This is a genomic window from Ruminococcus sp. zg-924 (assembly GCF_024433635.1).
Classification (GTDB): domain Bacteria; phylum Bacillota; class Clostridia; order Oscillospirales; family Acutalibacteraceae; genus UBA7067.
In genome coordinates this window covers 21,177-41,942 of sequence record NZ_WNJZ01000007.1, presented here as the reverse complement: position 1 = coordinate 41,942, position 20,766 = coordinate 21,177, and the positions used below count along the sequence as shown (strand labels likewise).

20 protein-coding genes are annotated in these 20,766 nt (G+C 43.2%); 1 reads left to right on the top strand and 19 read right to left on the bottom strand.

Annotation, left to right across the window (positions count from 1 at the left end):
• Positions 1-66: 66 nt before the first annotated feature.
• Genes carB through GMA13_RS04535 form a run of 3 tightly spaced genes read right to left on the bottom strand, consistent with a single transcriptional unit; the run spans position 67 to position 5,836 of the window.
• The gene (gene carB, locus GMA13_RS04545) at positions 67-4,113 is read right to left on the bottom strand and encodes a carbamoyl-phosphate synthase large subunit (RefSeq protein ID WP_255882965.1); all 4,047 of its coding nucleotides are present in this window, start codon (positions 4,111-4,113) and stop codon (positions 67-69) included.
• Positions 4,114-4,158: 45 nt separating this feature from the next.
• Complete coding sequence (locus tag GMA13_RS04540) at positions 4,159-5,232, bottom strand: carbamoyl phosphate synthase small subunit (RefSeq protein ID WP_255882963.1); 1,074 nt, start codon at positions 5,230-5,232, stop codon at positions 4,159-4,161.
• A 34-nt stretch (positions 5,233-5,266) separates the two neighbouring features.
• Positions 5,267-5,836 (bottom strand): ANTAR domain-containing response regulator, encoded by a 570-nt coding sequence (locus GMA13_RS04535; protein ID WP_255882962.1) that lies wholly within the window; start codon positions 5,834-5,836, stop codon positions 5,267-5,269.
• Between the two features lie 203 nt (positions 5,837-6,039).
• Between GMA13_RS04535 and GMA13_RS04530 the strand changes: the two genes are divergently transcribed.
• Entirely contained in the window at positions 6,040-6,465 is a 426-nt protein-coding gene (locus GMA13_RS04530) for a hypothetical protein (RefSeq protein WP_255882960.1), read from the top strand.
• A gap of 111 nt (positions 6,466-6,576) precedes the next feature.
• Here GMA13_RS04530 and GMA13_RS04525 read toward each other — a convergent pair whose 3' ends face one another.
• The 16 genes from GMA13_RS04525 to recJ form a co-directional block, all read right to left on the bottom strand.
• Positions 6,577-7,191, bottom strand: a complete 615-nt coding sequence (locus tag GMA13_RS04525; protein WP_255882959.1) for a hypothetical protein — start codon at positions 7,189-7,191, stop codon at positions 6,577-6,579.
• Between the two features lie 178 nt (positions 7,192-7,369).
• The gene (locus GMA13_RS04520; RefSeq protein WP_255882958.1) at positions 7,370-7,816 is read right to left on the bottom strand and encodes a S1 RNA-binding domain-containing protein; all 447 of its coding nucleotides are present in this window, start codon (positions 7,814-7,816) and stop codon (positions 7,370-7,372) included.
• A 30-nt stretch (positions 7,817-7,846) separates the two neighbouring features.
• Positions 7,847-8,170 (bottom strand): septum formation initiator family protein, encoded by a 324-nt coding sequence (locus GMA13_RS04515; RefSeq protein ID WP_255882957.1) that lies wholly within the window; start codon positions 8,168-8,170, stop codon positions 7,847-7,849.
• Positions 8,115-8,690: a spore cortex biosynthesis protein YabQ gene (gene yabQ / locus GMA13_RS04510; RefSeq protein ID WP_255882956.1), complete on the bottom strand. Its 576-nt coding sequence runs from the start codon at positions 8,688-8,690 to the stop codon at positions 8,115-8,117. Before yabQ ends, GMA13_RS04515 begins: the two co-directional genes overlap by 56 nt.
• Positions 8,690-8,971 (bottom strand): sporulation protein YabP, encoded by a 282-nt coding sequence (gene yabP, locus GMA13_RS04505; protein WP_255882955.1) that lies wholly within the window; start codon positions 8,969-8,971, stop codon positions 8,690-8,692. Before yabP ends, yabQ begins: the two co-directional genes overlap by 1 nt.
• A 55-nt stretch (positions 8,972-9,026) precedes the next feature.
• Positions 9,027-9,266 (bottom strand): RNA-binding S4 domain-containing protein, encoded by a 240-nt coding sequence (locus GMA13_RS04500; protein WP_255882953.1) that lies wholly within the window; start codon positions 9,264-9,266, stop codon positions 9,027-9,029.
• A gap of 68 nt (positions 9,267-9,334) precedes the next feature.
• Positions 9,335-9,610 carry an HU family DNA-binding protein gene (locus GMA13_RS04495; RefSeq protein WP_255882951.1) on the bottom strand — a complete coding sequence of 92 codons (276 nt, stop codon included), beginning with the start codon at positions 9,608-9,610 and terminating at the stop codon, positions 9,335-9,337.
• 27 nt (positions 9,611-9,637) lie between these two features.
• Positions 9,638-10,432, bottom strand: a complete 795-nt coding sequence (gene mazG, locus GMA13_RS04490) for a nucleoside triphosphate pyrophosphohydrolase (RefSeq protein WP_255882950.1) — start codon at positions 10,430-10,432, stop codon at positions 9,638-9,640.
• A 56-nt stretch (positions 10,433-10,488) separates the two neighbouring features.
• Positions 10,489-12,255 carry a polysaccharide biosynthesis protein gene (locus GMA13_RS04485; protein WP_255882949.1) on the bottom strand — a complete coding sequence of 589 codons (1,767 nt, stop codon included), beginning with the start codon at positions 12,253-12,255 and terminating at the stop codon, positions 10,489-10,491.
• Between the two features lie 73 nt (positions 12,256-12,328).
• The gene (locus GMA13_RS04480) at positions 12,329-12,796 is read right to left on the bottom strand and encodes a hypothetical protein (RefSeq protein ID WP_255882948.1); all 468 of its coding nucleotides are present in this window, start codon (positions 12,794-12,796) and stop codon (positions 12,329-12,331) included.
• Positions 12,797-12,897: 101 nt separating this feature from the next.
• Complete coding sequence (locus GMA13_RS04475; protein WP_255882947.1) at positions 12,898-13,854, bottom strand: uridine kinase; 957 nt, start codon at positions 13,852-13,854, stop codon at positions 12,898-12,900.
• A complete protein-coding gene (gene hemZ / locus GMA13_RS04470) occupies positions 13,841-15,313 on the bottom strand; it encodes a coproporphyrinogen dehydrogenase HemZ (protein WP_255882946.1) in 1,473 nt (490 codons plus the stop codon). The genes GMA13_RS04475 and hemZ overlap by 14 nt, the downstream gene beginning before the upstream one ends.
• Before the next feature lie 60 nt (positions 15,314-15,373).
• On the bottom strand, positions 15,374-16,015 hold the full coding sequence (locus GMA13_RS04465; protein ID WP_255882945.1) for an MBL fold metallo-hydrolase: 642 nt from the start codon (positions 16,013-16,015) through the stop codon (positions 15,374-15,376).
• Positions 16,015-16,470, bottom strand: a complete 456-nt coding sequence (dtd, locus tag GMA13_RS04460) for a D-aminoacyl-tRNA deacylase (protein ID WP_255882944.1) — start codon at positions 16,468-16,470, stop codon at positions 16,015-16,017. The genes GMA13_RS04465 and dtd overlap by 1 nt, the downstream gene beginning before the upstream one ends.
• Before the next feature lie 11 nt (positions 16,471-16,481).
• On the bottom strand, positions 16,482-18,662 hold the full coding sequence (locus GMA13_RS04455) for a bifunctional (p)ppGpp synthetase/guanosine-3',5'-bis(diphosphate) 3'-pyrophosphohydrolase (RefSeq protein WP_255882943.1): 2,181 nt from the start codon (positions 18,660-18,662) through the stop codon (positions 16,482-16,484).
• Between the two features lie 27 nt (positions 18,663-18,689).
• Positions 18,690-20,744: a single-stranded-DNA-specific exonuclease RecJ gene (gene recJ / locus GMA13_RS04450; RefSeq protein ID WP_255882942.1), complete on the bottom strand. Its 2,055-nt coding sequence runs from the start codon at positions 20,742-20,744 to the stop codon at positions 18,690-18,692.
• Positions 20,745-20,766 lie beyond the last annotated feature (22 nt).

The window sequence follows — 20,766 nt, the reverse complement described above, 5'->3', positions numbered from 1 at the left end:
ACAAGCTTGTGCCGCCAATTGCTTATGGGCGGCACTTATTCAATTATTTTTCTGTATTTCAGTTAATTAAAGCTCTATTGTTCCGTCAAATACACGCTCTGCAGCGCCTGTCATAAATACTGTTTCATCCGTGTAGTTTATTACAAGGTCGCCGCCCTTAAGCTTAATTGTAATGTCCTCACCCTTCGGGCAGAAGCCGTTTTCAACAGCCGCAACAGCAACAGCGCAGGCACCTGTACCGCAAGCCCATGTTTCGCCGCTGCCTCTCTCCCATACTCTCATTCTGATTGTATGGTTGTCAATTACGCTTACGAACTCTGTATTTACCCTCTCAGGGAAAAGCAGGTCGAACTCAAACTTCGGACCTACCTTCTCAATGTCAAGACCGTCTATATCATCCATAAATACAACACAGTGTGGATTTCCCATTGAAACACAAGTGATGTTGTAATCATTGCCGTCGATAGTTACAGGCTCGTTTACAATCTTATCCTTATCCATAGCAACAGGTATATTTTTCGGGTTAAGCTCCGCCTTGCCCATATCAACACGCAGGCTCTTAACCTCGTTGTCCTGCTTGTAAACTGTAAGGGTCTTTATGCCGCTTAAGGTTTCAACAGAAACTGTATCCTTGCTTGTATCAACAAGGTTGTGATCGTAAAGGAACTTGCCAACGCAGCGAATACCGTTGCCGCACATTTTACCTTCAGAACCGTCAAGATTGAACATTCTCATCTTTGCGTCTGCAACATCAGACCTGCAGATAAGAATAATACCGTCGCCGCCGATTCCGTAACGTCTGTCAGATAGACGAACGCTGAGCCCTTCAGGGTTGTTTATCATTTCGTCAAAGCAGTTAAAATAGATGTAGTCATTGCCACAGCCATGCATCTTAGTAAAATTATACTTCACTTTATCTCTCCTCATATGGTTAATGTCAACAAGCTCTGTGTTGCTTGGTGAATATCTGCTCTTAAGGCACTCTGCAAGTGCGTTTGCCGTGTCGAGAGATGTAAGACACGGAATGTTTCTTTCAACAGTCTTACGGCGAATCTTAACGCTGTCACGTGAGGGGATTCTTCCCTTAGACGAGGTTGAAATAACATAACTGATTTTTCCGCTTTCAATAAGTGTTAAGGTGTTTTCGTCAGCCTCATGAATTTTGTTTACAACATGAGCCTTTATGCCGTAGGTCTTAAGCACCTCGGCAGTACCCTTAGTTGCGTAAAGCTCAAAGCCAAGCTCCTGATATTTTTTGGCAAGGTCACCGATTTCGCTTTTGTCTGAATTTCTAACTGTTATAAGAACGCCGCCCGACTTTGTCATCTTGTAGCCTGCACCGACAAGGCCCTTATACAGTGCCTCCTCAAGTGTTCCGGCAACACCCAGAACCTCACCGGTTGACTTCATTTCCGGTCCCAAATGGTTATCAACATTGATAAGCTTCTCAAATGAGAATACAGGAACTTTAACGGCTATATAAGGTGATTTCTTATAAAGTCCGGTGCCGTAGCCCATATCACTGAGTTTTTCGCCGAGCATAGCCTTTGTAGCCAAATCAACCATAGGAACGCCTGTTACCTTGCTGATGTAAGGAATTGTTCTTGAAGAACGTGGGTTAACCTCAATAACATAAAGGTCACCTTTGTAGATAAGGTACTGAATATTAACAAGACCCTTTGTGTTAAGTGAAAGCGCCAAATCCTTGGAGCTTTTAACAATGCGCTTTGTCATTTCATCGCTGATATTCCATGCAGGATATACGGCTATTGAGTCGCCCGAATGTACTCCGGCTCTTTCAATATGCTCCATAATACCCGGAATAAGTATATCTTCGCCGTCGCAGATAGCGTCAATCTCAATCTCAGTACCCATAAGGTATTTGTCGATGAGGATTGGGTTTTCAATATTCTGCGACAGGATAATTGCCATATATTCTATAATATCGTCGCTGTTATAAGCGATAATCATATTCTGACCGCCAAGTACATATGACGGACGCATAAGTACAGGGTAGCCAATTTTGTCGGCAACGTCGAGTGCTTCCTCGGTTGTCATTACGGTAAAGCCCTGAGGACGCTTGATGTGGTGTTTTTCAAGAAGCTCGTCAAAACGCTCTCTGTCCTCCGCCATATCAATGCTGTCGGCAGATGTTCCGAGAATATTTACGCCCTGTGAGCTTAAATAGCTTGTCAGCTTTATAGCTGTCTGACCGCCAAAGGCAACTACAACACCATATGGCTTTTCGGTGTTGATAACGCCCATAACGTCCTCGTTAGTAAGCGGCTCAAAATAAAGTCTGTCAGCTGTGTCGAAGTCAGTTGAAACAGTTTCAGGGTTATTGTTCACTATAACTACATCAAAGCCTGCCTGTTTAAGCGCCCATACGCAATGAACAGAGGCATAGTCGAATTCAATACCCTGACCGATTCTGATAGGACCTGAACCAAAAACGATAATTGTCTTTTTGCCGTCGTTTGTCTCCTCAATAAACTCCTCGGCTTCATTCTCACTGTCAAAAGTGGAGTAGAAGTAAGGTGTTTCAGCTTTGAATTCTGCGGCACAGGTGTCAACCATTTTATAAACAGGAAGAGCAGGATTGTTAATCTCACAGCCGCTTATCTTTTTGATAGACTCATCAAGGAAGCCCATATGCTTAGCCTGCATATAAAGCTCGTCTGTAAGCTCGCCCTTTGCAAGCTCATTTTCAAGGTTGATAATATTCAAAAGCTTATTAAGGAACCACTCGTCAATCAGTGTGATTTTGTGGATTTCATCAACGGTAATTCCTTTTTTGAGAGCTGAGAACACACAGAATAGTCTTTCGTCGTCGCAGATTTCAAGGCGTTTTCTGAGATTTTCAACCGACATATTAATAAACTTCTCGTGGTCTAAGGTTTTAAGAGAAATTTCAGCGCCTCTTACAGCCTTCATTATAGCCTGCTCAAAGGTCGGAGCTATTGACATAACCTCTCCGGTTGCCTTCATCTGAGTACCGAGTGTTCTCTTAGCATAAACAAATTTATCAAACGGCCATTTCGGGAACTTAACAACAACATAGTCAAGAGCCGGCTCAAAGCAAGCATAGGTTGTACCCGTAACGGCGTTTTTGATTTCGTCAAGTGTATATCCGATTGCTATTTTAGCCGATACCTTTGCAATCGGGTAGCCTGTTGCCTTTGAAGCAAGAGCCGAAGAACGTGATACTCTCGGATTAACCTCAATAACGGCATACTCAAAGCTTTCAGGATTGAGCGCAAACTGGCAGTTACAGCCGCCCTCTACGCCGAGAGCCGAGATAATATCAAGAGATGCGCTTCTGAGCATCTGATACTCTTTATCTGAAAGCGTAACGGTAGGAGCAATAACAATACTGTCGCCTGTATGAACTCCGACAGGGTCAAAATTCTCCATTGAGCAGACGGTGATTACGTTACCCTTGCTGTCACGCATAACCTCAAATTCAATTTCCTTCCATCCGGCTATGCAGCGCTCAACAAGCACCTGAGTAATCGGCGAAAGCTCAAGGCCGTTTGCCGTAATCTCACGAAGCTCCTCCTCATTGTTTACAATACCGCCGCCTGTACCGCCAAGTGTAAAAGCAGGACGGATAATAACAGGGTAGCCTATTTCCTTTGCAAAATCAACAGCAGATTCAACATCATTAACAACCTTCGACGGAATAACAGGCTGACCTATGGACTCCATTGTGTCCTTGAACATCTGTCTGTCCTCTGCCTTGTCAATTGTTTCCGGATCTGCACCAAGCAAACGAACTCCCTCCTTCTCAAGGAAGCCTTCCTTTGCAAGCTGCATTGAAAGAGTAAGACCTGTTTGTCCGCCAAGTGTTGACAAAAGGCTGTCCGGCTTTTCTTTCTTTATAATTCTTTTAACAGTTTCAAGATTCAAAGGCTCAATGTAAATCTTGTCTGCCATTGCATTGTCTGTCATTATTGTAGCAGGGTTCGAGTTGATGAGGATTACCTCAAGACCCTCTTCTTTAAGCGCACGGCAAGCCTGTGTTCCTGCGTAGTCAAATTCAGCAGCCTGTCCAATAACAATAGGGCCGGAGCCGATTACCATTACACGTTTAATATCCTTATTAAGTGGCATTTGTCACATTCCTTTCAAAAGACGTAATAATATAATTATTCTGTTTTATTTCTCCATCATTGAAATGAACTTATCAAACAGGAACGCAGTGTCAAGAGGACCGCCGCATGCCTCTGGGTGGAACTGAACAGAGAATGCAGGCATATCGGTGTAGCTTACCCCCTCGCAGGTGCCGTCGTTGCCGTTTTTAAAGCTCTCAACAGCGTTTGCCGGAAGGGTGTCGCTCATTACAGCGTAACCGTGGTTCTGGCTTGTGATGTAAACTCTGCCTGTGGCAGTCTCGGTTGCCGGCTGGTTTGCTCCTCTGTGTCCGTATTTAAGCTTTTGTGTTTTTGCTCCCTGTGACATAGCCAGAAGCTGATGTCCCAAGCAGATGCCAAAGGTAGGCAGCTTTTTCTCACAAAGCTTCTTAAGCTCCGAAATTACTCCTGTATTCTCCTGTGGATCTCCCGGTCCGTTTGAAAGCATTATTCCGTCCGGATTGAGAGAAAGAATTTCATCAGCAGTAGTTGACGCAGGAACGATTGTAACATTGCAGCCACGCTTAACAAGCTCTCTTGCAATATTGCCCTTTGCGCCGAAGTCCCACAGCACAACATTGTGTTCAGGATTTTCCGCCTTAAGCTCCTGCCTCTCGTTCGGAGTTACAGAAGTAACGGCGTTTGTTACTCTGTACTTCTTAATCTCCTCAATATCACTTTCGAGATTATCAAGAGTATAGGTTACCTTGCAGTTCATTACGCCGTATTCACGAACAATCCTTGTGATTGCTCTTGTGTCAAGGTTATATATTCCCGGTATATCCTCGTTTTTTAAAAAAGTGTCAAGCAGACCCTCGCAACGGAAGTTGGACGGCTCTTGACACCTGTTTCTAACAATATATGCTTTAAGCGCAGGATGCTTACTCTCAAAATCAGAGGGAATTACCCCGTAATTTCCGATTAAAGGGAATGTTTGAATAACTACCTGACCATAGTAGCTTGGGTCAGTTAGTGTTTCAAGATATCCTGTCATAGCAGTTGTAAAAACAAGCTCTCCAACAGCCTCTTTACGGGCACCAAAGCCAATGCCCTCAAAGGTTTTGCCGTTTTCAAGTATCAGATACGCCTTTTGGCTCATGCAATCAAATCCTTTCACAAAAGTTAGTTATAGCTTAAAGCTCATATGTGCTTAGCACTCTCTGCGCCACCTGAAAGCGGCTTATGCGCATATCCATAGCCTGCTTTTCAATATAGCGGTGCGCCTGCTGTTCACTCATAGTAAGGCACTGCATCAGAGTACATTTTGCACGGTTAATTACTTTCATTTCCTCCACCTTGTGCTTTAGCTGAAGATTTTCACTCTCAAGGCTAAAAAGCCGATTTTTGGAAATTTCCCATATTTTCAGGCATTGATGAAACACTGCACGGTTAAGCGGCTTTTGCATTGCAAAAACACCCTTTTCTTCAACGGCATCACAGCATTTTTCGTAAACGTCGCTTTTCATCAGGACAAAAACACCTGAACGGGAACAGCTTACAAGCTCGACGGACAAATCTATTCCGCCGCCGTCGAGAATAGGCGTATTGATAATAACAACATCAAAGCTGCGCTCACGCATAAGAGCTTTTGCCTGCTGTGTGCTGCAAGCTGTGCTTACGTCGCTATATCCCTCGGATTGCATAAGCTCCTTTAGCGGAGCTGCAAGCGCATCCGTTCTTGATATTACCAAAACGCTTTTCATAACTATCACCATCATAATATTTTAACTGAAATCACGAAAAAAATCAATGAAAATTTTCGACTTATTATCCGTTATTATTCGTTAAAATTAACAAGGTGATTTAAAATAAAATGTTAACAAAAATTTTGTTGACATAAATTCCTGCTGATTATACTATTAAATTAACAGAACTCATAATTAGTATTTTATAGGAGCGAATAAAAATGAAGCCATTTAAAATTTTTAAAGCCTTTCTTCCTGCTGTGCTTTTATGCCTTACAATTGTCGGATGTTCGGGCAATCAAGCCAAGGCTCCGTCAGAGCTTATTCTTGGCAACTGGGAATACCGCAATCAAACATGGTGCGAGTTTTATGATGACAGCACCTGCATAATCGGCGGTATGGCAGGAGAATACAAAATAAAGGATGATAATTCAATAACTCTCAGCGTTTACGGCAGTGACGAGCCGCTCAGCTTTGAGTGGGCGTCAAACGAAGAAAGCGTTGACTTTGAACACTGGTATGTCACCGAGGACACACTGTTTATCAACGGTATGCAGTACCCTAAAGGTGAGGATACCGAGAAGACTTCCGCCGCAACCGCCGTTGAATCAGCCGCTACTGAAGCGTCAGACAATTCGTCAAACTGAAATATTATTGTAATAAAAAAGGTCTTTAGCAAAATTGAGCTGCATACAGGGTTGAGCTTTATAAGCTCAAGCTGACTGTTCGGTTTTGCTGAGGACCTTTTTATTTAGGAATTATTTATCACTGTCATCGTCAAGAGAGTATTTCTTCAGAATATCGCTGACTTCAAGCTCTTCTATTTTATCAGTGTCGTCATCAGCTTTTTTTCCGTCGCCGTATTTTGAGATAATCTCGTCAACGTGCTTATCCATTTTCTTTTTTTGCAATTCTTCCTGCTCCTTGTTGGCAGCAATCTTTTGCTTTTTTTCCTTGTTAAGCGCTCTGATATGATTGTCGATAAGAATTCCGATAGCAACAGCAGCGACAAGCTGAAGCACATAGAATATAATCTGGCTGAAGCTTGAGTTAATAATTGTTTTGGTTTCAAGGAACCACAAGAACTGAATCAGCAAAAAGTCAATAAGCAGCACACCTACGCACTTGCCGGTAATTATGTAGCCGAAAAGCTCACAGCAAATTATTATAATCGGCGCAAGCAGGAACAAATCCGGAAATCCGAACAGTGCAAACAGCACTAATGCCGCAATAGAAACGACAAGCTCAATCAGAGCAATTTTCTGAAAATCCTTTGGCCGCTTTGCCTTAACAAGATAAAGAAAGCCGATTAACAGACCCGCAAGCAAAATAAAAATCCACTGCTGAGAAATAACCTTTAATAACACGTCCATACTGAAATTCCTTTCAAACTAAATATAAAATCATTGATATTGTAACATAAATTAAAACGATTTTCCATAGCATTTTGATATATTATTCATAAATTTACAATACAGCCAAAAATAACGCAAAAAAGAGCTGTCTGTGACAGCCCTGTAAAATTTCCTGAAAATTATTTTAATTGTTGCATTATTTCTGCGGCTTTCTGCGTCTTGGCGCAGCCTCGCCCTTTTTGAGCGCAGAGATTTTCTCGTCGCTTGTCTGCTTAAAGCGTGACAGCATATCTTCAAAATTGCCGTCGTTCCTTTTCGGCTGCCATTCAAAGCTGCCCGGCCCCTTTGACGCCGTTGCAGGCTGCTGGCTTGTTCGGTTCTTTTTTGGGGTAAACTGAGGCTTTTCACGCTCCATAGCCTTTTTGATAGAAAGGCTGATTTTGCCGTCCTCGCCTATCGACAGCACCTTAACCTTAACCTGCTGTCCTACTGATAAATGATCCGCAATCTTTTCAACATAGGTTGGCGCAACCTCAGAAATGTGCACCATTCCCTTTTTGCCCTCCGGCAATTCAACAAACGCTCCGAAATTAGTAATACCCGTAACCTTGGCCTCAACAATACTTCCCACTTCAAGCCGCATAAAGAAAAAATCCCCCTGTTAATTAAACCGTCATTCGCCGGCGATGTTTATGAAAACACGCTCGTCCGGCTCGGCGTAGCCAAGCTCTTCTCTCGCTATTCTTCTTATGTATTCCTCGTTCTCCTTATCGTCCGAGTTATACACCTTTTCAACCTCGCCGTTCTTCACTTCCTGGATAAGAATCTTATCCTCTAACTGTGAAAGCTCCGACTGCTTCCGGTTTATCTGAACCTGCTGAGAAATAAGAGTAACAACAGCATAGACAGCAAAAAACCCGAGCAATGTGCCGATAACAATGTTACGCTTTTTTTTCGGCTTTTTTGTCGGTTCTATTTCTCTTACAACTTCCTTCACGGCTGTTTCTCCTTCCCCTAAATACAGCAATCGGAAAATGCTTTTTATAATTATACACCTTGTTTGATTTAACTTTCAAGCGGTTTTTCGATTTTTCTTTATATTTTTTCTGTAAGAAACAAAATATAACAGTAATTTTGCCTGTTTGTTTGCAAAAAAACGAAAAAATCCGCTTTATAATGCGTTTCACCGCCCTGTAAACCGTTGTAAAGAACAAAATAATACTGTCAAAGCATTTGCCTGTAAGAACGCCGAGCGTTAAACGGTATAAAATTGCTCCGCCAAAAAACGCCGCACCCATATAAAAACGAATAATGCCGAGGTTTACGGCACAGGCAAGCAAAAAAAGCCACACGGCGCATATGCACATAAAAACGACATCCTCTACAACAAGGGCAATTTTTGAATTCAGCCCCGCCTTGCGCAAAAAGCGGAACACATCATATAACACGCCGACAGGAAGTCCCCACGCAAGACAGAACAAAAAAATCTGCCATTGCGGAAAGCTTGATATTTCCATTACTTAAACAGCTTTTGAAAAACGCCCGACTTCTTGCCCGAGGCTTCGGTATAAATCATTGCGCTGATTTGACCGTCAATAGTTACCTCGCCGGTATCAAGGCTCAGCTTGCTTATATGAAGCGATGAACCTTTTATGCAAAGCCCGCCGTAATCGGTATATAGCATTACCGTTAGAGAGTCAAAGCTGCCTATATCGTTTATTCCGGTAAGCGTCAATGCGCTGCGACATTCAAGCATAAGGCTGTGCGGCTTTTTCATTGAATTTTTATACTCTGCCATAATACCACTCCATTACTTTATGGATAATATTATGATAGAGCTTTCAGGATTATGCTTACAGAAGCTTATACATATCCGAAGCGTCCTCTTTTTTTGCGTACTCGTTTATGGCAGTAACACTGATTTTGACCGGCTTGCTGCCGAGAGTTACCTCAACAACATCGCCGATTTTAACATCATACGACGCTCTTGCAGGTTTGCCATTCACCAAAACTCTGCCTGCGTCGCACGCTTCATTGGCTACGGTTCTTCTTTTAATTATTCTTGAAATTTTTAAGTATTTATCAAGTCGCATTATATTCACTCCCTATAAATAAAATGCCTGCCAATCAATGCTGTTGGCAGGCGCTTTGATTATTGTGATTATTTATTGACTGCCTCTTTGAAAGCGTTGCCTGCCTTGAATGCAGGAACCTTTGAAGCAGGAATTTCAATCTGCTGCTTTGTTCTTGGGTCGCAACCTGTTCTTGCATTGCGCTGACGCTGCTCAAATGTACCGAAGCCGACAACCTGTACCTTCTCACCGTTTGCTACTGACTCAACAATAACATCAATAACAGATGAAACTGCCTTTTCTGCATCCTTCTTTGTCAAGCCGCTCTTCTCAGCAACTGCTGCAACTAATTCTGTTTTGTTCATTTTAAAATATCCTCCTGAAATTTCACATTAATTTATTTCCTTAGCTCTGTCCCACAGGGAATTGAGCGTATTAAGGTTCGAGTTTTTCATATCTATGCCCTGTTCAACCGCTGCCTTTTCAACCCTTTCAAAACGGTCTGTGAATTTATCGCAGCTGTCATACAGCGCCTTTTCGGGGTCAACTTTTAAAAAGCGTGAAACATTGACAACCGAAAACAGTACATCGCCAAGCTCCTCGTTTTGGTTTTTAACGTCGTTGTTTCTTACCGCCTGCTTAAGCTCTGCTATTTCCTCATCAAGCTTATCAAGAGCGCCGTCAACGCTGTCCCAGTCAAAGCCAACCTTAGCCGCCTTCTGCTGAAGCTTCTGGCTTCTCATAAGCGACGGCAGAGCCTTTGAAACACTTTTCATGGCGTCTGTCTGAGTTCTTTGGGATTTTGTCTGCATTTTGATATTATCCCAGTTTTTAAGCACCTGAGCCGTATCGTTCGCAACAACGTCCGAAAAAACATGAGGATGGCGGATAATAAGCTTTTTGCAGATACCGTCTGCAACGTCGTCAATATCAAAGCTGCCGGTTTCTTCCTCCATTACGGCATGAAAGACAACCTGAAGTAAAACGTCGCCAAGCTCCTCTTTGAGAAGCTCAGTATCGGCTGTGTCGATAGCCTCAACAGCCTCGTAGGTTTCCTCGATAAAATTCTGTCTTATTGATTGGTGTGTCTGTTCCTTATCCCAAGGACAGCCGTGTTCACCTCTTAAGAGCTTTACAATTGTCACAAGATCTTTAAAACCATAGCGGTCTTTTTGCTCAAAGTCCATTTTAAACGTCCCTCCGATTAAAAATCAGTGGTAGATAATGCCAGCACTTTGATATTTTACCTTAAAATGTGCGCTTTTTCAAGTAGTTTTGCAATTTTTTCTCCCTTTGGCAGCATACATATTTCACGTCTGCTGACAACCTTAAGTAAAAGCAGTGCAATAAAATATATTATCACCGTAAATACTGCCGTTATGATGATAGAAATTTTTGCTGAAATACTTGAAGCGAGCAGATTATATCCCACTGTTCCAAGCAGTACGCATACAAGCGAACCGATAAGCGGCTTAATAAGCACCTGCGCAAAGTCTGGCACAATTTTTGTTTCCCTGCACAGGAAGTAAAGTCCGACAACAACAACGAACAGATAAGCCACAAGCGAGCCGACAGCTGCGCCCTGAATGTTAATTGTAGGAATACCTACAAGCGTGTAATTCAATGATATTTTCACTACCATAGCTATACTCATAAGCTTAAGCGGCAAATCCACCCTGCCGACAGCTTGAAGCATACTGCAAATAGGCGTACTGGTTGCTATAAAAATTACGGATATACCGAGAATTTGCAGAATTTTTGAAGCTATATCAACCTCAACGCTTAAGTTGCCGTTACCGTAAAGCAAATTGAGCAGCGGCCATGACAGCATAGACAGCGCAAGACCTGCCGGCAAAGCCACACAGAGCGTAAGCTTTAAAATCATCTCTATATTATCCTTGATTTCCTCCCTATCTCCCCTTGTCCATGCGGAGGTAAGGCTTGGCAGCGCACTTGAGCCAAACGCCTGTGTCAGCGCGGTTACAAGCATCATCAGAGTTAACGCATAGCCATAACAGCCGTTTAAGTAGGTTTGAAAAATACCGTCGTCGAAAACGTGCTTATCAACAAGCGGATAAAGCTCCTGCATAAGCTGCCTGTTTGTATTTGTTAAATCATCAATTCTTATCTGTATAAGCGTTGAATCGATCATACTTGAAATACTTAATACAAGTGAATTTACACCGATTGGTATAGCTGTTTTTACAAGCTCCTTTGTTATATCCTTTCCTGAACGGGCAGGCTCGGAATAATAAAGTTGGCGGCGAGTAACGTCACATCCCTTAAGCTTGTAGCGTAAAAACAGAAAAACAAAACCCATAAGCGCACCTGCAACTATACCGAGCAAAGCTGCGCAAACGGTGTAAATCATTATTGTGTTTTCAGCGGCAACCGGGTCGCTGTACGGCGTGCCGAATACGGTGCCGGAGGCGGTGTATTCATTTGTTGCTATTGTTGAGATAACGGCTGCTGCGGAAAGTCCCAAAACAAGCTTGCCTGACGCCTCCATAATCTCGGAAATCGCCGTAGGCACCATATTTCGCATTCCCTCGAAATAGCCTCGGTATATAGCCATAAGACATCCGAAAATTATTGTAGGAGCAAGTGCTCGGATAGCGTATTTTACATCGTTATTATGAACAAGATCGGCGTAGGTTTCACTGAAAATGAACATCAGCGAGCAGCACACTGCGCCGGTAAAAATAAAAATAGGTATTGAGATTTTATGCAGCTTTTTTACATCTCTGAATCGGTTTTCGGCAACGCTTTTAGATACAAGGCGTGAAATGGCTATTGGAAAGCCGCCTGTTGCAAGCATAAAAAGCGGATCGTAAAAGTTGTAGGCGAGCGTAAACATACCGTATCCGACACCGTCAAGAAACTGACCGAGCAGGATTTTATAAATCATACCGATGACCTTGACAACAATCATGCTCATCGACATAACCATTGCGCCCTTTAGGAAGGTCTGCTTTTGCTTTTCGCCGTTTTGCAGAGTTTGTCGCTCCAAAACGCACCTCTCCTTTATTCACAAACACAGGCGGCTTTTAAACCGCCTGTAAATGCGATTGACTATATCAAAATTACTGAACAGCATCCTCCTGCGCTTCCTTTACTGCCTGCTGTGCATCACGGCTTACAGGGTCGTCATTTTCGCATGAATTATCTGATGTCGGAGAAGCAGGGTCATCGCTGTAAAGCTTTGCGCCGCACTTGCCGCAATACTGCAAATCAGCACTGACTAAAGCGCCGCAAGCATTGCAGACAACCTTGTTCTTCTGCGCATTGATAAGTTTTCTTGTTGACTCAAGGTTTTCGTTAAGCTCTTTAAGCTCGTCAATCTTGTCGCTCAGCGCATCCTTATCCATTTCGCCTGACAGATAGCTGTCATACACGAATTTACCAAGAGCTTGACACTTCTTGTTGATTTCGCTTTGCAGCCCTGCCTCGGCGTACTTAAGCTTAGAAACATCAATCACTTTTTCAGCCTTCTTGCCTACTGCGTTTACAGCTGATTTTGCATTGGTAAAGAAATCATCAAACAGACTCATATAAACCATCCTTTTTGAATTAATAATTTTTATTATTGTAACGAATTTACAGGGATAATACATTATATCACCCGTTTTAACGGGATTCAAGACAAATATTGTTAATATTCATAGCTACCGCCGCCCACAAACTCTGTAAGCAGTGATTTTGGGTCGAGCAAATCATTGTCAATACACTGAACACGTCTGAGAAGTGACACAAGGCTCTGAGCCTTGTCATAGTGTGCACTGCCCTTTGGTACAGATAAAAGTATAGGAATTGCACGGCAGCCTATAATGCCGAGCTCGCTTTTGTGAAAAGAATCGATAACTATGTCGCTGCTACCGACAAACGGCAAGATATTGACCTTTTCGCCCTCAATTACACTGTCCCACAGCTCAAAGCACTGCTCGGCGTTTATTGAACGGTAGCTTGTATCTCTGACAAGACGTCTGAGCATTCTCAACATCTGACCGGTGAGTACCTCTCCATCAATTACAACCGAACTTTCTATATTAAGGAAGAGCTTTGTAACGCTGCTCTTTTGAATTTTCGATGTCAGCGCAGGATTAATTGCGTGAAGCCCCTCAATAATTACAAAACCGTTTGGCTCAATCTTAATGTGCTGTTTTGTGTCAGCCGGACGTCTTTTTTCAAAATCATATTTCGGCATAAGGCACTCGCCTGTTTCGGTAAGGCTTAAAAGACAGCTTCTTATCTCCTCCAAGTTCAAGGCTCTTATGCTCTCAAAATCACGTTTGCCGTTTTTATCAAACGGAGTTTCTTCAGCTGCAATGAAAAAATCGTCTAAAGATATTTTAACCGCTGACCTGCCCTTGTCAGAAATCAAATGGCGCAGCATCATTGATGTTGTTGTTTTTCCTGCCGAGGACGGACCCGACAGCATAATAACTCCGCCGTTGTCCGAGCGTTCTATAATTTCATCAACAGCTGAATGAATTTCAAGGCGAAAGTGAACATCACTATCCTCAATTAAAGTTTTGGGGTTGCTTATTGCTTCAGCATTTATTTCTTCAATAGAATAAACCTTTGCGCTGCTATAATCAGTATTCTTCATAAAATGATTTAAACCTGCCTTTTCTCTTGATTATTTCGTCAAAGCCGTTTAAATATTCATACGAGTATTTGTAGTTAAATATGCGTTCAATATACGAACCGTTTGGCTGTTTAAGCTTAGTTGTTGCACCTGCGCCGCAGCCGAGAACCGTGTGAGTTTCGTCCATAATGAACACGTTATAAATACCCTCGCTGCCTTTTTTTGACCAACCGACATTTTCAAGGTTGCCGACCATTCTGCTCTGCCTGTAAAGATAATATGGCTCATAGCCGCACTTTGGCAGAAGCTCTGCGCAGTAAAGGTGCATATTTTCAGCCGCCTTTATGTCACGTCTGAGTGTTTCCATACCATCAAGCGTAAGCTGTGAGGAACGCTTCATTGAAAGTGTGTGGACGGTAACGCTTTTCGGGTCAAGTGCAGTAATTCGGTCAAGCGTTGATTTAAAGCTTTCAAAGCTCTCTCCCGGTAAACCTGCAATAAGGTCGGTATTGATATGGTCAAAGCCTGCATTTACAGCCATCTCATACGCTCTTAAGAAATCGTCTGAGGTATGCCTTCTGCCGATTTTTTCGAGTATTTTATCATTTAAGGTCTGCGGATTAATGCTTATTCTGTCACCGCCGCAGTTCTTTATAGCCAAAAGCTTATCCTCAGTTACTGTGTCGGGTCTACCAGCTTCTACGGTGAATTCACGGCAAGCGCTCATATCAAAGCTTTTGTTTATTGCGCCCATTACAGCCTGAAGCTGCTGGGCGTTCAGCGTTGTTGGCGTTCCGCCGCCAATATACACGCTCTCAAGCTTGAGTGAAAGCTGTGCAGCTATTTTTCCTGTTTGCTCAATTTCATCACACAAAAGCTCAACATACGGCTCTATCAGCTTGAAGCTTTTTTCAACAGACTGAGATACAAACGAGCAATAGCTGCACCTTGACGGGCAAAACGGAATTGAAACATACAGACTGAAAGAGTTCGGTGATGAGGTTTTAAGAATTTTTCTTTCGTTTCGCTCTGTAATGACCGATAAATCAATTTTCGGCTGTGATACAAGCAGCTTATCCTTAAAATATGACTTTGCGTAGTCCTCACCGCCGTCCTCACGCAGCCTTCTGAAAAGCTTTATCGGACGAACTCCGGTAAGAATTCCCCAAGGCGGAGTGATTGATGTATATTCACTGAGAAGCTTATACAGAGTGATTGCAAGCTCTCTTTCCTGCTCGTCATCCAAGGCGTCAGCCGGCAGGCATATACTCTTGCTTTTTTGATATGCGCCGAATGAAGCGGTACAGCTAAGCACAATTTCGTTTTCAAGAATTTCACGCTTTGTAACAATATAAGGCTCACCGCTATGCGAAAGGTCACACGCCTGCTTAATTATTTCTATTTTTTCGTTGGGGAAGAACACCCTTGTCAGGTTTTCTATTTCATAGTGGAATTTATGGTTATCAACAAATACCTTCATTTACAGTTTCCTTAATTTTTTATATCTTGCAAACGCCTAAATTTGAAAGGGCAAATTCGCCTAACAATTTTCCATAGCGTATTTCATACAGTAGTTTCTACGCTTTTCCTCGCCGATTAAAGTGTCCTCACCGTGGCCGCAGTGCACCACTGTGTTATCGGGCAGAGCTGACAGCTTTTTTAGTGAGCAAAGCAGCTGTTGTTCACTGCCTGTCGGGAAGTCTGTTCTGCCCATTGAGCCTTTGAACAACGTATCGCCGCAGAAAAGCATACCGTCGGCTAAATATCCGACTCCGCCTCTTGTGTGTCCAGGCAGCTCAATAACCTTTATCTCAGTATTGCCAAGAGTGATAACATCGTCCTGCGACACTGATTTTACAGGCATATCGTAGGATATTTCCTTTCTCACAGAAGCAGAAAGGTTAAAATCCGGTCTGCTTAAAAAGCACATATCCTTCTCGCCGATTACAACCTGCGCATTTGTTTTTTTGTAGGTTTCACCAACATAGCCTATGTGGTCAAAGTGACCGTGCGTAATCAGAATAAATTTAAGCTTTTCCGGCTGTATAGCGTCAATTGCCGCTATCAATGCCTTTGACTTTTCACCCGGATCAACAATGGCACAGTCACCACTTTTTTCGTCAGTTAATATATAGCAGTTGGTCGCAAGAGCACCAACCTCATAGCGTTCAACCTTTAGCATTATTTTTTCAACTCCCGTGAATCAAGAATAATCGTAACAGGTCCATCATTCGTAATTTCAAGCTCCATATCAGCGCCAAAAACACCGCATGCAAGCTTGCTTACACCTGCGTTTTTAAGGCAGAAGATAAAATGCTCATAAAGCCTGTCGGCTTCATCGGGCGGAGCCGCCCCAAAAAAGTTTGGACGTCTGCCGTGGGAGCAGTCTGCACACAGCGTAAAGTTCGACACAACAAGCACCTGACCGCCGACTGCTTCAAGCGAAAGATTCATCTTGTCGTTTTCATCGGTAAAAACACGCAGCCCCCATATTTTGTCTGCCAAAATCTCGGCGTCTTTGTCATCGTCACCCTTTTCAACACCCAACAGCACGGCAAACCCCTGCTCAATTTCGCCTGTCAAAACGCCGTCTGCTTTTACGCTTGCCCGTTTTACACGCTGTATAACCGCCTTCATATTATCCTCCGTTACTGTCTTGATATTGATATAACTCCCTTGACGTTTGAAAGCCTTGAGATAACGCTTCTAAGATGATCCATTCCGTTTACTGTAATTGAGAAGTGCATTATCGCAAGGTCATCCTTAGCTTCCTTGGAGTCCATATTATTTATAAAGATATGCATAGCCGACAGCTGGTTTGTAATATCGGCAAGCAACCCTGTTCTGTCCGTTGACATAATTTCAAGTGTGGTCTGGAATGTTTCATTCACATCCTGCGCCCAAACCGCATTAACATATCGTTCAGGCTGTTCGCAGTGCTTTATATCTTTTGGAATATTAGAACAGCTTCTTTTGTGTATTGAAACACCGTTACCCCTTGTGATAAAGCCTATGATATCATCGCCCGGCAGAGGCTTACAGCACATTGCAAGCTTAATAAGAACATCGTCATGATCCTCTACAATTATACCGCTGCTTACCTTTGTTTTCTTTGGCTTTTCCTGCACAATCGGCTTTGGCTCAACCTGCGCTGTGCCGTATTTTTTGAGATATTCCTCTCTTATTCTCGGCATAAGTTTCCACAGCGAAACTCCTCCGTAGCCTATTGCGGCATACAAATCATCAAGCGACTGATAGCTCTGCTTTTTCAGCACGCTGTTTACAAGCTCAGCCATCTCTGTTTCATTGAGTACGATTTTGGCGTGCTTGAACTCTCTTTCAATCTCAAGCTTGCCTGTTTCTATATTTTCTTCACGCTTTTCCTTTTTAAACCACTGTCTTATCTTACTGCGTGCTTCGCTTGTTTTTACAATCTTCAACCAATCACGGTTAGGGCATCCGCCCTCCTTTTTGGTAAGGATTTCAACAATCTCACCTGTTTTAATTTTATAATCTATCGGCACTATCTTGCCGTCAACCTTAGCTCCCATCATACGGTTGCCGACAGCCGAGTGGATTGCATAGGCAACATCTATAACCGTTGAGCCGTAGGGCAAGTCTATAATATCGCCCTTTGGGGTGAATACAAAAACATCCTCCGGGTCAAGGTCTGTTTTTATGTTTCTCAGAATATCAGTGTTGTCATCGTCCGTCTGATTCTCAAGCATTTTCCTGATCCAGGTTATCTTGTCCTCCAAACTGCCTTTTTTAGAAATTCCGAGCTTGTATTTCCAGTGCGCCGCAATACCGTATTCCGCTGTCCGGTGCATTTCCCATGTTCTTATCTGCACCTCAAACGGTATGCCCTCTTCGCCTATTACAGTTGTGTGAAGTGAACGGTACATATTTGGCTTTGGGGTTGATATGTAGTCCTTAAAGCGGTTCGGTATTGGCTTGAATATTTCATGCACAACACCGAGAACATTGTAGCAGTCGTTGACTGTGTTTACTATTACACGAACGGCAAAAATATCAAAAATTTGTTCTATCGTTTTGCCTCGCATATATGTTTTTCTGTAAATGCCGTTTATACTCTTTACTCTTCCCTCAACATACACATCGGGAATGAGATTCTTTGTTTTTTCAACTATTCTCTCCTTGATTCTCTTAATGAAAGCGTCTCGTCCGTCCTTAGTCAGTGCCAAAGCGTGTTCAATCTCATGGTAGCCAACAGGATCAAGATAGAGAATACTTAAGTCTTCAAGCTCCTCCTTGATTGCTCTGATACCAAGACGGTGAGCAATTGGGGCATAAATTTCCATATTTTCAAGAGCCTTGTCACGTCGCTTTTGCTCACGCATACACTCTATTGTACGCATATTGTGTAGTCTGTCGGCAAGCTTGATAATGATAACCCTGATGTCATTCGACATTGCAATAAGCATCTTTCTGACGTTTTCCGCCTGCTGATCCTCACGGCTTGAATACGGAATTTTTGCAAGCTTTGTTACCCCGTCAACAAGGTCGGCAATTTCCTTGCCGAAGTCCTTTTTCACCTCGTCATAGGTTACATCGGTGTCCTCAACAACATCGTGAAGAAGTGCTGCACACACCGACTCGGTGTCCATACCCAAATCAACAAGAATACAGGCAACTGAGGTCGGGTGGAGAATATACGGCACGCCCGACACTCTGCGCTGGTCGCCGTGAGCTTCAAGCGCAAGCTTATACGCCTTGTCAATAAGCTCCATATCAAAGCTGTTTTCACTCTTTTTAAGCATTTCAACAAGCTGCTCGTAATCCTGATAATGTATTGTTCCAACAGGCATTTTCTATTCCTCCCCAAAGCATCAATATCAGCCTTTATCAATTCCCTTTTTCAATTTCAACATAACCGGTGCGCTTGACAAATCAGCCTTTCCGTTGTATTCAAGTGCTTTAATTGTTAGAATGTCACCGTTTTCCTCACAGCTGATAAGCTGAAGCTCCGCCATAGCCGTAAGAATAACCTTAAGCTTTCCACAGGATAATTTACCGCACCCGAAGCAGCACCAAAGCCTTGCAAGACTTGTTTTCAGCTCGCCGTGTGCCTTTATCTCACGATAAACAAGGGCAAAGTCGGCTCTGCTCGGCAGTATTCCGCTTAGTTTTTCTGCCATTGTCCTGCTGTTGATACTCATTTTCTCATATATTCTTATACTTTGCAAGCATTCAAAAGGGTTTTCCTCGGAAAGCTTTATATCACGCACAACAACAGAAACATTTTCATAGCCGTTATACTCGTTAATATCAAGAGTAACAGCAAGGTCTACGCAGTCGCCGAGGCTAAAGGTAAAACTGTCCCTTGTGTGTGAAAAATACATAACCGTTAAATACTGCTCACCTCTGCAAACGCTCAGCCGCAGATGCTTACCGCCGCCAAGCTCAGTAATTCCTGCGATTTTCATATTGTAAAGGCCGAACAGCGGCTGAGGATTTCCTGCGCCATATGGCTCCAGGTATTCAAGCTCACGCACCAAGTCACAGTTAATGCCGGAGGGATTGAGCTTTAAATCTATATTAAGAGTTGGATACGGCATTTCGCCGATTGTGTCGGCATAGCCGTTTATCATCTTAGCAAAGGTATCAATTTTGTCCTCGGCAAGCGTTATTCCTGCCGCCATAGGGTGGCCGCCGTAATGCTGCAAAATATCCTTGCAGGCAAAAACAGCGTCAACAAGTGAAAAGCCCGCTATACTTCTGCCGCTGCCCTTTGCAACACCGTCGCTTACTGCGATTATTATTGCAGGTCTGCCGTATATTTCTCTTAATCGTGAGGCTACAATACCGATTACTCCGGCATTCCAGCCCTCCTTTGATACAACGATAATACTTTGATATTTTATTTCCGGCTTACTCTCTATTATTTCAATTGCCTCGTTGAGTATATCGTGTTCAATTTTGCGACGGTTTGAGTTATCCTCGTCAAGCTCAAGTGCTGACTCATAAGCCAAATCTTCGTCCTCACACAAAAGCAGCTCAACCGCTGTCTGCGAATGTTTAAGCCTGCCACAGGCATTTATTCTCGGCACGAGTGAATATGAGACTCTTCCTGAGCTTATCTTTTCCGGTTCAATTCCGCCGGCTCTGAGCAGTGCGCTGATACCGGGTCTGGGCATAGTTCTTATAAGCTGAAGTCCCTGCCGAACGAAAAGTCTGTTTTCACCAACAAGCGGAACAATGTCGCCGATAGTACCGATTGTTATAAAATCAGCGTATTCACAGAGCAAATCCTCCTGACTTATCGTGTCGCTTACCATTGCGGCGGCAAGCTTGAACGCAACGCCGACTCCGCACAAATCCTTGAACGGATAATTGCAGTCACTCCTGTGAGGATTTAGCACTGCCACAGCATTTGGCAGCTTCTGCCCCACTTTATGGTGATCAGTTACAACGGTGTCAATACCTAAACCCTTAGCATATTCTATCTCCTGTATTGCAGAGATTCCATTGTCAACCGTTACTATCAGCGTTGCTCCCTGCTGCGCTATCTTGTCAACAGCTTCAAAATTCATCCCGTACCCTTCGCTGAGGCGTGACGGTATGTAATAAAAAGCGTCTGCGCCTATATCGGAAAGATTTGAAAAAAGCAGTGTGCTTGCGCACACTCCGTCTGCGTCGTAGTCGCCATAGATGCAGATTTTCTCGCCGTTTTCTATGGCGGCGGTTATTCTTTGCACTGCCCTTTCCATATCTTTCATTAAAAACGGGTCAAAAAGCTCACCGTCAAAAGGCAGCAGCTGTGCAGCTGTCTGCTCGTCCTCTATTCCTCTTGCCGCCATTACACAGGCGGCAAGCTGCGGAATTCCGGAATTTAAAGCTATGCTCTTTGCCGCTTCTCTATTAAGTTTTGAGACATTCCAGATTTTCATAATTTATGACCACGAAACCCTT